This window comes from Nitrospirillum guanabarense (assembly GCF_034653355.1).
In the GTDB taxonomy this organism is placed as follows: domain Bacteria; phylum Pseudomonadota; class Alphaproteobacteria; order Azospirillales; family Azospirillaceae; genus Nitrospirillum.
The window spans coordinates 753,793-767,332 of the sequence record NZ_JAYEER010000003.1; the positions used below are offsets into that span (position 1 = coordinate 753,793).

9 protein-coding genes are annotated in these 13,540 nt (G+C 69.3%); 3 read left to right on the forward strand and 6 right to left on the reverse strand.

The window, feature by feature from the left end; translation table 11 throughout:
* Positions 1–12 precede the first annotated feature (12 nt).
* Positions 13–3,123, forward strand: coding sequence for an efflux RND transporter permease subunit (locus tag UAA55_RS12860; RefSeq protein ID WP_322953201.1), 3,111 nt, complete (start codon positions 13–15; stop codon positions 3,121–3,123).
* A gap of 86 nt (positions 3,124–3,209) precedes the next feature.
* Here the strand turns inward: UAA55_RS12860 and UAA55_RS12865 are convergent, their stop codons facing one another.
* Positions 3,210–4,205, reverse strand: a complete 996-nt coding sequence (locus UAA55_RS12865) for an FkbM family methyltransferase (protein ID WP_322953202.1) — start codon at positions 4,203–4,205, stop codon at positions 3,210–3,212.
* A 203-nt stretch (positions 4,206–4,408) separates the two neighbouring features.
* On the opposite strand from UAA55_RS12865, the gene UAA55_RS12870 reads away from it, so the two are divergent.
* Together UAA55_RS12870 and UAA55_RS12875 are read left to right on the forward strand one after the other, a co-directional pair.
* A complete protein-coding gene (locus UAA55_RS12870) occupies positions 4,409–5,080 on the forward strand; it encodes a response regulator transcription factor (protein WP_322953203.1) in 672 nt (223 codons plus the stop codon).
* Positions 5,081–5,108: 28 nt separating this feature from the next.
* On the forward strand, positions 5,109–6,476 hold the full coding sequence (locus UAA55_RS12875) for a sensor histidine kinase (protein ID WP_322953204.1): 1,368 nt from the start codon (positions 5,109–5,111) through the stop codon (positions 6,474–6,476).
* Positions 6,477–6,587: 111 nt separating this feature from the next.
* Here UAA55_RS12875 and UAA55_RS12880 read toward each other — a convergent pair whose 3' ends face one another.
* The 5 genes from UAA55_RS12880 to UAA55_RS12900 all read right to left on the reverse strand — a co-directional run bounded on the left by UAA55_RS12880 (position 6,588) and on the right by UAA55_RS12900 (position 13,531).
* The gene (locus UAA55_RS12880; protein ID WP_322953206.1) at positions 6,588–7,787 is read right to left on the reverse strand and encodes an acyltransferase family protein; all 1,200 of its coding nucleotides are present in this window, start codon (positions 7,785–7,787) and stop codon (positions 6,588–6,590) included.
* Between the two features lie 168 nt (positions 7,788–7,955).
* Entirely contained in the window at positions 7,956–9,467 is a 1,512-nt protein-coding gene (locus UAA55_RS12885; protein WP_322953207.1) for an efflux transporter outer membrane subunit, read from the reverse strand.
* A gap of 281 nt (positions 9,468–9,748) precedes the next feature.
* Positions 9,749–10,390, reverse strand: a complete 642-nt coding sequence (locus UAA55_RS12890; protein ID WP_322953208.1) for a TetR/AcrR family transcriptional regulator — start codon at positions 10,388–10,390, stop codon at positions 9,749–9,751.
* A gap of 37 nt (positions 10,391–10,427) precedes the next feature.
* A complete protein-coding gene (locus tag UAA55_RS12895) occupies positions 10,428–11,918 on the reverse strand; it encodes an efflux transporter outer membrane subunit (protein ID WP_322953210.1) in 1,491 nt (496 codons plus the stop codon).
* A 5-nt stretch (positions 11,919–11,923) separates the two neighbouring features.
* A complete protein-coding gene (locus UAA55_RS12900; protein ID WP_416235188.1) occupies positions 11,924–13,531 on the reverse strand; it encodes a DHA2 family efflux MFS transporter permease subunit in 1,608 nt (535 codons plus the stop codon).
* Positions 13,532–13,540: the final 9 nt, after the last annotated feature.

Below are 13,540 nucleotides of genomic sequence, written 5' to 3' on the forward strand. Positions count from 1 at the left end.
GGCAGCCATCCCATGAGCATCTCCGAACCCTTCATCCGCCGGCCCATCGGCACGGCCCTGCTGGCCCTGGGCCTCGCGCTGGTGGGAGCGGTGGCGTACGCCTTCCTGCCGGTGGCATCCCTGCCCAACACCGACCTGCCCATCATCTTCATCCAGGCCAGGGAATCGGGGGCCGACCCCGTGACCATGGCCGCGACGGTGACCGCCCCCCTGGAGCGACACCTGGGTGAGATCGCCGGCGTGAACGAGATGACCTCGTCCACGTCGCTGGGCGTCAGCACCATCATCCTGCAGTTCGACGTCAGCCGGCCGGTGACGGACGCGGCGCGCGACGTGCAGGCGGCCATCAGCGCCGCCGCCACCGACCTGCCCTCGGGGCTTACCAGCCAGCCGACCTTCCGCAAGGCCAATCCCAACGGCCGGCCCATCATGACGCTGGCCCTGACGTCCAAGACCCTGACCAACCAGGCCATCTTCGACGCCGCCGACGGCATCCTGGCCCAGCGCCTGTCGCAGATCGAGGGCGTGGCCCAGGCCTCGGCCGCCGGTGGCGAGAAGTCCGCCATCCGCGTCCAGGTGGACGTGAACGCCCTGGCCGCCCGCAAGATCAGCCTGGCCGACATCAGCACCGCCATCACCAACGCCAACGTCAGCCAGCCCGTGGGCACCATGGACGGCGAAGACACGCTGATGACGGTCACCACCAACGACACCATGCTGAAGGCGCAGGACTACCGCGACCTGGTGGTGCGCACCGCCAGCGGCACCGTCTTCCGCCTGGGCGACGTGGCCACGGTGCTGAACAGCTCGGAAAACATCCGGCAGGCGGGCTGGTTCGGCACGCAGCCGGCCGTGCTGGTCTCGGTCCTGAAGCAGCCGGGCGCCAACGTCATCAAGACGGTGGACCTGATCAAGGCCAACCTGGGCCAGATCCAGAAGTGGTTGCCGCCCGGCATCGACATCAACGTGGTCAACGACCAGACCGGCACCATCCGCGCCAGCGTGGACGACGTGCAGATCACCATGCTGATCTCCATCGGCCTGGTCATCCTGGTGGTGGGCCTGTTCCTGCGCCGCCTGGCGCCCACCCTGGCCGCCGCCACCGCCGTGCCGCTGTCGCTGGCCGGCACCTTCGCCGTCATGTGGATGCTGGATTACAGCATGGACAACCTGTCGCTGATGGCCCTGACCATCAGCGTGGGCTTCGTGGTCGACGACGCCATCGTCATGATCGAGAACGCCGTCCGCCATCGCGAGATGGGCAAGCCACCCTTGCAGGCGGCCCTGGACGGCGCGCGTGAGATCGGCTTCACCATCGTGTCCATGACCCTGTCGCTGGTGGCGGTGTTCGTGCCCATCATCTTCATGGGCGGGCTGGCGGGCCGGCTGTTCCATGAATTCGCCATGACCCTGACGGCGGCCATCCTGGTGTCGGGCATCGTGTCGGTGACCCTGACGCCCATGATGTGCGCCCGCTTCGTCGACCATGCCCGGGAGCGCAAGGCCAACTGGGCCGACCGCTGGGTGGGCCGGCCGCTGGACGGCGCCACCAACCTGTACATGAAGGGTCTGGGCTGGGTGATGCGCCACCGCATCCTCATGCTGTGCGTGGCGGTGGGCACCATCTTCGGTACCTTCTACCTCTATGGCGTGGTGCCCAAGGGCGGCTTCCCTCAGCAGGACACCGGATTGCTACGCGGCAGCGTCCGCGCCTCGGCCGACACCTCGTTCCAGACCATGCAGCGCCGCATGCAGGAGGTGGTGAAGATCATCGCCGACGATCCGGCGGTGGCGGCCATCGGCGGCACCACCGGCGGCGGTGGTGGCGGCCCCGGCAGCAGCAGCGCCAACACCGGCAGCATGACCATCTCGCTGAAGCCGCGGAACCAGCGCGACGCCACGGCCGACCAGGTCATCGCCCGCCTGCGGCCCAAGTTCGCCAGGATGGAGGCCCTGCAGGTCTTCCTGCAGGCGGAGCAGGACCTGCGCTTCGGCGGCCGCAGCAGCGACTCGCAGTTCCAGGTTTCACTGCTGAGCGACAACCTGGACGACCTCTACGAATGGGGTCCGAAGCTGGTGGCCAAGCTGAAGGAACTGCCCGACTATTTCCAGGACGTTAGTTCCGACCAGGACAAGGCGGGCCTGGACGCCAAGGTTGTCATCGACCGCAACCTGGCCTCGCGCATGAACCTGACGCCGTCGGACGTGGACGCGGCGCTGGGCAACGCCTTCAGCCAGAAACAGGTCAGTACCCTGTACGGCGCCCGCAACCAGTACCACGTGGTGCTGGAGGCGACGCCCAACGAGCAGAAGGGCCCAGACGACCTGGTGCGCATCTATGTGAAGTCGGTGGCGGGCATGGTGCCGCTGTCCACCTTCGCCAAGGTGAAGGTCGAGGAATCCCCCCTGTCGGTGAACCATGAGGGGCAGTACCCCTCTTCCACCCTCAGCTTCAACCTGGCCGACGGCGTCGCCCAGGTGGACGCCCTGGCCCGGGCGCAGCAGGCCGTGACGGAACTGGCCATGCCAGCCTCGATGCGGGTGGAGGTGGGCGGCATCGCCCGCATCTTCCAGCAGCAGAACCAGGGCCAGCCCCTGCTGATCGTGGCGGCGCTGGTGACCATCTACATCGTGCTGGGCATGCTGTACGAAAGCTGGGCCCAGCCCATCACCATCCTGTCCACCCTGCCGTCGGCCGGCATCGGCGCCATCCTGGCGCTGATGGCCACAGGGTTCGAGCTGTCGATGATCTCCTTCATCGGCATCATCCTGCTGATGGGCATCGTGAAGAAGAACGCCATCATGCTGGTGGACTTCGCCCTGGCGGCGGAGCGCATCCAGGGCCTATCCCCGGTGGACGCCATCACCGAGGCGTGCCGCGAACGGTTCCGCCCCATCACCATGACCACGCTGACCGCCCTGCTGGGCGCCGTGCCGCTGGCCATCGGCGGCGGCACGGGGGCCGAGCTGCGCCAACCCCTGGGCATCGCCCTGGTGGGCGGGCTGCTGGTGTCCCAGTTCATCACCCTCTACACCACGCCGGTGATCTACCTGGCCCTGCGGCCCCGGAAGGTGAAGCTGTCCCGCCTGCACGCCGCCATGGCGGGGGTGAAGCGAAGCTGAGGCCATCCTACAGGACCAAGGGAAAGGGCCCGCCGGATCATCCCGGCGAGCCCTTTTCCATTTTCGCGCGGATCAGACGGGCGGGATCAGGAGGCGACCAGCGACCAGTCGGCCGGTTCCCACAGGGCGCCGCTGTCCTCAGTAGCCTCGCCCTGGAACAGCAGGGCGTCCGGCGTGCCGCCACAGGCGTGATAACCGAACAAGGCCAGGGTGGCTGGCAGATCCACGCCCCAGCCCTTGGCGCCGCGCCGGTCGATGACGATCAGTCGGGGCCGCAGGGCCTGGGGTGCCGCCTGCAGGAAGGGGATCAGCGCCAGGTCGGCGCCGGCCTTGTAGCCCAGGCGCAACACGTCGACACGGTGCAGGCCGGCGGCCCGCGCCAAATCAAGCAGCGGACGGGTGCGCACCAGGGCCGGCGGCGGCGCGTCCCACGCCGGCGCAGCGGCCGCCTTGCGCTTGCCGGTCGCCAGGATCAAACCGTCGCAGATGGGCCCCACCGCCTCGTCCACCAAGATCACGGCGGCGGCGATGGGGTTCAGGGAAAGGTTGACGGCCAGCTGGTCACGGGTGGCGGCGTTGGGTTCCACCGCCAGCACGCGACCCTCGGCGCCCAGATGGCGGGCGGCGGCCAGGGTGTGCAGGCCGGTGCCGGCACCGACATCGACGAAGACGCCGTCCGCCGGCAGGGCCGCGGCGATGCGGGCGCGGGCCTTGGCCGCCGCCTGGCGGGGCAGCGCCAGGAAACGGCGGTCGTCGGCATGGTCGCGGACATGCAGGCGGCGGCGCAGTCCATCGACGGACACGTCTATGACCGACCCGTACAACCAGGGGACCACGACGCGCACCATCGGGCCCAGCACACCGCCAACGGCCACGCCCCAGCGACTGGCCGGCAGGGCGGCGCCCAGCGCCAGCAGCAGGCCCGGCAGCCCGGCGGGACGGTGCCGTCCGAAGCCATCGTCCACCGGCGCCACCGGTGGACGGTAGTCGATGGCGGGCGCGGCCCCGACCGGCGGAGCGGACAGGGAGCCCCAGGGTTCGGAAGACGAGTCCGGCCGCAGGGCGGCGGTGAGGACGGTCATGATGGTCAGCACCCTTGGTTGATCAGCGCGTGGCAACGATGGCACAGTCAAGCTGACGCCTTGCTGACGCGGCCGCGCGCCCCACAACCCGGCCCCGCCCCTGGAAATCGGCCAGGGTGGCGACAGGCCGCGGCGGCTCGCGCGTATAGATACCTTTGCCGCCCATGGTGGGTGCGTCGGAGACATGGGCGGGAACTTGGCCGATGCGGCTTCTCTTGGTTGAGGATGAACGGGATCTGCGGACCTTGACCGCCGATCATCTGTCGCGAATTGGCTTCACCGTCAATTCCTGCGGCAGCTTGGCCGAGGCTGACGATTATATCTCCACCGCCGATTACGACGCCCTGGTGCTGGACCGGCGCCTGCCCGACGGCGACGGCGTCAGCTTGGTGCGCCGCCTGCGCGGCTGCCGCCGCAAGGTGCCCATCCTGATGCTGACGGCCCGGTCCACGCTGGATGACCGTATCGAGGGGCTGGACGCCGGCGCCGACGATTACCTGGTGAAGCCCTTCGACATGGGGGAGCTGGCGGCCCGCCTGCGCGCCCTGCTGCGCCGGCCGGGCGGCGTCATCGGCGTGGTGCTGGAATGCGGCAACCTGTCCTTCGACAGCGCCGCCCGCAGTGTGGCCGTGGCCGGCGCCCCCCTGGCCCTGACGGCGCGCGAACTCGCCTTGCTGGAAGTCCTGCTGCGCAAGCTGGACCAGGTGGTGACCAAGGCGCACATCGACAGCGCGCTCTACGGCTTCGGCAACGAAGCCACCGACAACGCGGTGGAGGCGCTGGTGTCCCGCCTGCGCCGCAAGCTGGCGGCCGCCGAGGCCACGGCCGGCATTATCACCATGCGCGGCCTGGGCTATATGATGAGCGCATCGTGAGCCCCCTCTCTCCTCGGATTCCTTTCTGATGCTGGCCACCCTGGCGCAGATCTGGCGGCACCGGTCGCTTCAGGGTCGCCTGGCCTGGCGCCTGGGCCTGCTGTTCCTGGTATCCGTCGCCGTGGGCATCCTGCCCCTGGTGGTGCGGCTGGAGGAAGCGGGCGGCGTCGTGCAGCGCAAGGTGCTGCGCGGCCAGGCCAATGAGCTGATGGCCGTGTTCAACCATGGCGGCCTGTCGCTGGACCGCCTGCCGCCGGATCTGGCCAACCGCTACGCCCTGGAGGAGGACGGCGTCATCTATGCCGTGTGGGACCAGCACGGCCGGCTGCTGACCCAATCCCTGCCCCGCGCCGCCAACACCCTGCGCGAGGCGCTGAACCAGCCGGACATGGAATATTTCTTCCGCCCGCCGGGCGAGCCGGAGCGCTATGGCCTTGCCACGCCCATCAAGCTGGGCGACCGCACCCTGACGCTGGCGGTGGCGCAATCGCCCACCGCCGACCAGAAGATCATCAACGGCCTGCTGGATGAATTCGTCCGCGACATCCTGCTGTTCGGCATCCCCGTGGCCCTGATCGCCGCCGCCATCGGCGTCTGGACCATCCGCAGCAGCCTGACCCCCATCCAGGAGATGTCGGAGGAGGCGGCGGCCATCGGCTTGGACCGGCTGGACCACCGGCTGGACGGCAAGAACCTGCCCAGCGAAGTCCTGCCCCTGGTCGACGCCTTCAACACGGCGCTGGCCCGGCTGGAAGGCAGCTTCCGCCACCACCGCCGCTTCATCGCCGACGCCGCCCACCAGCTGCGCACCCCCCTGGCCGTGGTGCAGGCCCGCCTGGAAAGCGGGGAAGCCGACATGGCGGCCGTGCGCGCCGACGTGCGCCGCCTGTCACGCCTGGTGGCGCAACTCTTGTCGCTGTCGCGCCTGTCCGGCACCCCCCTGCCCCGCACGGATCGAGTCATGGCGGGGGAGCTGACGGCCGGGGAGCTGGTGACCCTGGCGCCCTTCATCCGGTCCCTGGGCAAATCCATCGAGCTGGAGGTGGTGGAGGACTTCCCCCTGGTGTGCAACACCGGCGCCGTGGCCGAGGCCCTGCGCAACCTGGTGGAAAACGCCGTCGCCTATGGCCCCGTGGGCGGCACGGTGGAGGTGCGGGTGGGCCCCGGCCCCATCCTGTCCGTGGCCGACCGCGGCCCGGGGTTGCAGGGTGAGGACCCTCTGACCCTGGCGGAACCCTTCGTGCGCGGGGCCGCCGGCGCCGGCATCACCGGATCGGGCCTGGGCCTGGCCATCGCCATGGAGATCATGCGCCAGCACGGCGGCCGCCTGGTCGCCCGCGACCGCCACGGCGGCGGGGCGCTGTTCAGCCTGTGCTTCGAGGACAACGCCGCCTAAGAGGACCCCTCAGCGCACTTTCCGCTACCGGAACTGCGCCATGCCCAAGGAAATGGCGCAGTCCACGACACCCGGTTCGGCGCTGACCACCAGGTCACCTTGCGCATTCCCTCACACCTTCAGGAAGATCCGCCGGCGGTACAGCACCTCGAGGATCGCCCACCACAGGGCGACGAACAGGAGGGCGAAGGCCAGCGAGGCCGCCTTTTCCGGCAGCAGGGGATAGAACACCGCCTCGTAGATCACGTCCTGCAGGGGGGCGATGCGGTGGTCCCAGGGCAGGGTGATGACGCCGCCGATGATAATGGCCATCAGTTCCGACCCGACATAGGCCAGGATGGGGTTGACGCCGAAGACCAGGGCCGGCCGGGTCCAGCGGCGCCAGCCGCGCACCTCCACCACCCACAGCAGGGCGCCCAGGCACAGGCAGGCCATGCCGGCGGTCAGGGCCACGAAGGAGCTGGTCCACAGGTTCTTGTTGATGGGGAAGGCCAAGTCCCAGACTTCGCCCAGCAGGACACCCACGACCCCGGCCACGATCAGGCCCCGGATGCGGGCCGGCAGCGGCAGGGGCCGGGCCAGCCAGCGACCGGCCTGGACACCCAGCAGCGCCGTGGCGACGGCAGGCAGGGTCGACAACGCGCCTTCGGGATCCCAGGTCTTGGCGGCGGCCCATAGATGGTTGCCTAGCGGGCCCCAGTCGAACAGCGCGCGATCGACCGCCGCCGCCACGGTGGCGCCGGGACGGGCCAGCGCCGACAGGCCGGTGGCACCCGTGCCGGGCACCGGGACCAGCGTCATCACCGCCCAGTAGCCCAGCAGCAGCAGGACGATCAACGCGCCCTGCCCCCGGATGCCGAGCCGCAGCGACACCAGGCCGGCGGCGGCATAGCACAGGGCGATACGCTGCAGGACACCGGGAACGCGCCAGGACAGCACCTGCGCCAAAGCGCGGTCGGCCAGCGTGCCGTGATCCGCCAGCGCGTAGCCCGGGAACCACGCGATGAACAGGCCGAGGCCGAACAGGATGAGCGCGCGCCGCAGGACTTGGCGAGCCAAGGCGCCGTCGCCATCCCCCCGGGCCCGCCGCTGGGTCAGCGACAGATGGGTGGTGATGCCCACCATGAACAGGAAGAAGGGGAAAACCAGGTCGGTGGGCGTCCAGCCGTGCCATTTGGCGTGGCGCAGCGGCCAATAGATGTCGGACCAGGTGCCGGGATCGTTGACCAGCAGCATCAGGGCCACGGTCAGCCCCCGGAAGACGTCCAGCGAGAGCAGGCGTTCAGGCTTGGCGGCCGGGGAGGATTCCACGGAAGGGCGGTCCAAGGCGGGCGCGGACATGGGAAACAGGCGGGCCTTTCAACCAGGGAACGGCGCGAGGATGCGATCAGGTGTGCCAGCACGCGTCCCGCGCGGCTAGCCCCAAGGTCGGCATTTTGCCGGAAATGACGAAGGCGCCCCTGGCTTTGCTGACGGCGGTCAGCCGCCAGCCTTGGCCGGGGCGGTGTCGGCCTGGGCCTCGGTCTGTTCCACCGACCACCCACCGCCCAGCACGCGATACAGCGTGACGATGGAGGTGAGGTAGTTCAGGCGGCTTTGCACCAGGCTGTCCTGGGCGCTGAACAGCGTGCGCTGGGCCGTCAGCACGCTGACCATGTCGGCGGTGCCGCGCTGGAACTGCCCGGTGGTGCCGCGCAGGGCCACATCGGCCGAGGCCGTGGCCTTTTCCTGGGCGCCGCGGATGTCGCGGGTGTAGCGCACCCCGGCCAGCGCGTCCTCGACATCGGAGAAGGCGGTGACGACCGCCTTCTGGTAATCCGCCGCCAGCTCCTCCACCCGGGCGCGCTGCACGTCGGACTGTGCCTGCAGGTTGCCGGCGTCGAACACCGTCTGGCTGAGCGAGGTGCCCAGCGACCATAGCTTGCTGGCCGGGTTGAACAGGTCGCCCAGCGACTCATTCTGGTAGCCGTAGCTACCGGTCAGGCTGAGGCTGGGGTATTGCTGGGCGATGACGCTGCGCAGGGTGGCGTTGGCGGCGATCAGCTGCGCCTCGGCCGAGGCCACGTCCGGCCGACGGGTCAGCAGGGTGGACGGCAGGTTGGGCGCCACCTCGGGCTCCGCCAGGCCGCTGAGGGTGGTGCCCTCGATCTTCAGCTGTTCCGGCAGGACGCCGACCAGCACCGCCAGCGCGTCGATCTGCTGCGCCAGGCTTTGCTCATACTGCGGAATGGCGGCGCGCTCGCCTTCCACCACGTTCACCTGGTTGGCCACGTCGACATCGGTGGCGGTGCCGGCGCGGGCGCGGGCCTGGATGCCGCGCAGCACATCCTCGGCGTCGCGCAGCGATTGGCGGGCAAGGGCTAGGCGGTCCTTGTAGGCCAGCGCCTGGAAGTAGTCGGTGGCCACCGTGGCGATGGCCGTCATCAGCACCGTCTGCTTGTCGTAGCGGCTGTAGTTCAGGCTGGCCTTGGCCAATTCGAAGGCAGACCGGTTCTTGCCCCAGAAATCCAGCTCGTAACTGGCCGACAGCTTGGCCGAATAGTTGCTGCTGATGTTGTTGCGGGTGATGAAGTTGCCGTTGCTGACGGTGGTGGTGCCGCCGCCCGTCTGGCTGCGGGTGCGCCCCGCATTCGCCGTCACCGTGGGGAACAGGGTGGAGCGTTGTTCGTCCACCGTCCCCTCGGCCTGGCGGATGCGGGCCACCGCGGCGCGCACGTCGAAGTTATTCGACGCCACGCGGGCGATCAGGCCGTCCAGTTCCGGCGACTTGAATTGCCGCCACCAGTCGGCGGCGATTTCCGTGCGCAGGGTCGCGTCCTTGGCGGCGTCGCCCGTCACCGTTTCACGATAGGCCGCCGGCTGCGGCGTTTCCGGCCGTTCATAGTCCGGCCCCACGGTGCAGCCCGTCAGCGCACCCGCCATGAGGAAGATCAGCAGGGGCCGCTTGGCGACGGACGAAAGCGGGGAACGGGACGACCGGTGGCGCAGCATCGCGGGGCGTGATCCAGGAAGGGAGGCCAGATGGAAACGCGAGATGGGGATGGACCCGGCGCCCTTCTTTTCACACGGGAGGCCCCCTGTCACGGACGAACTGGGCCTGCGCCCAATTGGCCCAGCCACCAGCGGGCAAAGTGGAACGCCCACCTCCGTGACCGCCCGATGGTACGGAGCAAAAGCCGCCAACCTGTCGGGAAAAATGACACAGGGGGGGCCGGCCATTTGCCGCCCCACCACCATTATTCGGCGTGCCTGAGGCTAACGCACGGATACGATTATCGCCGGCTTATGCCGGCGATAATCGTATCCAGCATCACATCCAGGTCGGCGTGCATGTCCAGGGTGCGGTCCAGCAGGGTCCAGCGCATGACCAGGCTGTGCTTCATGCCCGAAAGTATCCAGCCCACGCGTTCCACATCGGTGTCGGGCGAGACCTCGCCCGCCGCGATACCTTCATGGATCAGGGCGCAATAGATGCGGTGGGGCCGCTGCAGGCGTTCCGCCAGCAGGCTGCGCATATCGGGGCTGTCGGCCAGCACCTCGCGCGAGAACACCAGCGACGACAGCGCCGGAATGCTTTCAGCCAGCCCCAGCCAGGTGTGCATGACCTGCCGCAGGCGGGCCATGGGACTACCGGCACCGTTCAGCGCCTCCTGGATCGGCGGGGCGATGCGGTGGGACAGGCTGTCCAGCAGCGCCTCCCACATGGCCCGCTTGGTGGGGAAATGGCGGAACAGCGAGCCCTGGGCCATGCCGATGCGGCGGGCGATGGCCGTGGTCGTGGTGCCGCCGGGCCCCACCTCATGCAACAATTCCAGGGCGGCGGCGATGATCTCCGCCCGGCGGGTGTCACCCGCCTTGCGTTGGCGCCCACCGGGCCGTCCATCGGGGCGCCCGTCGGAGGTGTCACCTTCCATCACCGCTGTCTCACCCTGGCCCATCACCGCCCCCAGGTCACGCTGGCGGCGCGCCGGCGACGCCGGCGGCCGTGGTGGTCTCCCCCGCCTGCCAGCCGCCGCCCAGCGCCTTGTAGAGGGCGATGGTCTGCTGCACCAGGGCGTAGTCGCTCTGCGCGACGGCGTCCTTGGACGTGGCCAGCGTGCGGTCGGCGTCCAGCACGGTCAGGAAGTCGGCCAGGCCGGCGCGGTACTGCGACCGGGCGCGGTCCTGCGCCCGCTGGGCTGCATCCAGCGCGCGGTGCAGCGTCTCGTTCCTCTGGCGTTCGTTCGCGTAGGCCACCAGCGCGTCCTCCACCTCCTGGAAGGCGGTCAGCACCGTCTTGCGGTAGGTCAGGCGGGCCTCTTCGGCCTGGGCCTCGGCATCCTTCACGCCGGCCTTCAGGCGGCCGCCGTCGTAGATGGGGCCACTGAGGGTGGGCCCCACGCTCCAGCCGAAGCTGTCGCCCTGCAGCAGCTTGCCGATGTCCGGGTTGAGAAAGCCGCCGATGAGGCCCAGCGACAGCTTGGGAAAGCGCGCCGCCTCCTTGACACCGATCTGGGCATTGGTGGCGGCCATGGTGCGCTCGGCGGCCCGGATGTCGGGGCGGGCCCGCACCACCTCGGACGGCAGGCTGGCCGGCAGGGCCGGCGGCAAGGGAACCTCCGGCCCGGCGGTGGTCAGCAGGCTGTCCACGTCGGCGGGGGTGCGGCCGGTCAGGGTGGCGATGGCGTGGGCCCGCTGGGCTGCCTGGGTCGCCAGTGAGGGCAGCACCGCCTTCTGCTGTTCCAGCTGGCCGTCAGCCTCCGCCAGCTGCAGTTCGGTCGCCAGGCCCACCTTGTACTTGGCGGCCGTCAGGTCGCGGGTTTCCTGCGACAGGCGCACATTCTCGTCGGCGATGACGATGCGCGCCTGGATGGAGCGCAGGGCGGCGTAGTCGGTGCCCAGTTCCGCCAGCATGGACATGACCAGCGAGCGGCGGTTCTCAATGCCGGCCTCGACGTTGGCGTCGGCGGCCTCGATGCTGCGGCGGGTGCCGCCGAACAGATCCAGTTCCCAGGAGGCGTCGAAGCCCGCCAGGAAGATGTTGCTGGTGCCGCCCAGCGAGCCCGTCGCCCCCGGGGGCAGGCGGTTGCGCATGGCCGCGCCCTCCCCCTTCACGCTGGGATACTGGGCGGCGGCCGCCTGCTGGCGCTGGGCGCGGGCGGACAGGATGCGCTGCTCCGCCACCTTCAGGTCCAGGTTGCCGGCGACCACGTCGGCCACCAGCTTGTCCAGGGTGGGGTCGCGGAATTCCGTCCACCAGTGGGCCAGCACGGTGGCGTCGGTGCTGACCTGGGTCTTCACGGTCGCCTGGGTCGTCGTGGCGCTCCACGCCGCGGGCGCGTCGGCCGCCGGCGGCTGGTAGTCAGGACCCAGGGTGCAGGCGGCCGTCAAGGCCAGGGCCGCCGTGGCGGCCAACAGTCGGGCCCGGCGCGGAAGCGGGGAAAAGGGCGAGGAAGCGGACATCAGGGTCACTCCGCGGCGGCGGGCTTGGGCGCCGCCTTGGTGGATTTCATGAAAAAGGCCAGGGGCACGACGCAGAAGGCGATCACGCCGGTTATGCGGAAGACATCGACGTAGCCCAGGATGGCCGCTTGGCGCACCAGGGTGCGGTAGATGCCGCCCAGGGCCGAGGAGTCCATCTGCGACGGCGTCAGCCCGTGGCCGGCCAGGCCGTTCATCCAGGCCTGCTTGGTCATCTGATAGCCCATGTTCAGGTCCGACAGATGTTCGACCAGGTAGGCCTGGTGCACCTGCGACCGTTGCGTCAGGTAGGCCGTGACCAGCGCGATGCCGATACTGCCGCCCAGGTTGCGCGACATGGCGTACAAGGCGGCGGCGTCGCCGTTCATCTCCCGCGGGACGGAGGCGAAGGCCACCGTGCTGATAGGGATCATCAGCAGCGCCGTGCCGAAGGTCTGGGCCAGGCGCATGCTCATCAGGTTCAGGAAGCTGACCTGGGGCGTGATGGTGCCCGTGTAGAACATGGCGACGCCCAGCAGGAAGAAGCCGGTGGCCACGATGAATTGGGCCTGGAACTTCTTCAGCAGCACACGGGTGATGATGGGGATCATGAACAGGATCATGAAGCCGCCAGGCGACAGGATCATGCCTGACCAGGTGGCGGTGTAGCCCAGCTGCGACTGCGCCAACTGCGGGATCAGCACGGCGCTGCCGTACAGGGTGGCGGCCATGATGCTGATGAACAGGGTGCCGATGGCGAAGTCCTTGTTCTTCCAGACCCGTAGGTTGACGATGGGATCGGGCCGGTCCAGCAGCCAGACGACGGCGCCCACCAGGCCCAGCACGGCGCCCACGCCGAAGGCCTGGATGAAGCCGCTGGAGAACCAGTCCTCCTGCTCGCCCCGGTCCAGCACGATCTGCAGGCACGCGAAGCCGGCGGCGATCAGCGACAGGCCGACCACGTCGATGTTGCGCTTGCCCTTGCCGGCGCCGGCCTTGGCCCAGGGCGGATCCTCCACCACCGCCGAGATGGCGAAGGTGGCGATGATGCCCACCGGCACGTTGATCAGGAACACCCAGCGCCAGCTGAAATTGTCCGTGATCCAGCCGCCCAGCGTCGGCCCCATGATGGGGGCGGCGATGATGGCGACGGCGGTGACGCCGAAGGCGGTGGCGCGCTTGGCCGGCTCGAACGTGTCCAGCAGGATGGACTGCTGGTTGGGCTGCAGGCCGCCGCCGAAGAAGCCCTGCATCAGGCGGAAGATGATCAGTTCCGGCAGCGAGGTCGACAGGCCGCACAGCAGCGACGACACCGTGAACATGATGATGGACAGCAGGAAGTAGTTCTTGCGCCCCATCATGCGGCCCAGCCAGCCGGACACGGGCAGCACGATGCCGTTGGCCACCAGGTAGGAGGTCAGCGTCCAGGTGCTTTCGTCCGTGCCCACCGACAGGCTGCCGGCGATGTGCGGCAGGGCCACGTTGATGATGGTGGTGTCCAGCACCTCCATGAAAGTGGCGACGGTCACCACCATGGCGACAAGGTAGGGGTTGTGCTTGGGACGCCAGGTCGACGCCCCGTGATCGGCCTCGGGTGGGGGAAGTCCTTCGCTCACCGCCGTCCC

Bases quoted from the DNA above. Each gene is read 5' to 3' on its own strand.
- UAA55_RS12870 (WP_322953203.1), top strand. From the start codon at position 4,409: ATGCGGCTTCTCTTGGTTGAGGATGAACGGGATCTGCGGACCTTGACC.
- UAA55_RS12885 (WP_322953207.1), bottom strand. From the start codon at position 9,467: ATGCTGCGCCACCGGTCGTCCCGTTCCCCGCTTTCGTCCGTCGCCAAG.
- UAA55_RS12860 (WP_322953201.1), top strand. From the start codon at position 13: ATGAGCATCTCCGAACCCTTCATCCGCCGGCCCATCGGCACGGCCCTG.
- UAA55_RS12890 (WP_322953208.1), bottom strand. From the start codon at position 10,390: ATGGAAGGTGACACCTCCGACGGGCGCCCCGATGGACGGCCCGGTGGG.
- UAA55_RS12895 (WP_322953210.1), bottom strand. From the start codon at position 11,918: ATGTCCGCTTCCTCGCCCTTTTCCCCGCTTCCGCGCCGGGCCCGACTG.
- UAA55_RS12875 (WP_322953204.1), top strand. From the start codon at position 5,109: ATGCTGGCCACCCTGGCGCAGATCTGGCGGCACCGGTCGCTTCAGGGT.
- UAA55_RS12865 (WP_322953202.1), bottom strand. From the start codon at position 4,205: ATGACCGTCCTCACCGCCGCCCTGCGGCCGGACTCGTCTTCCGAACCC.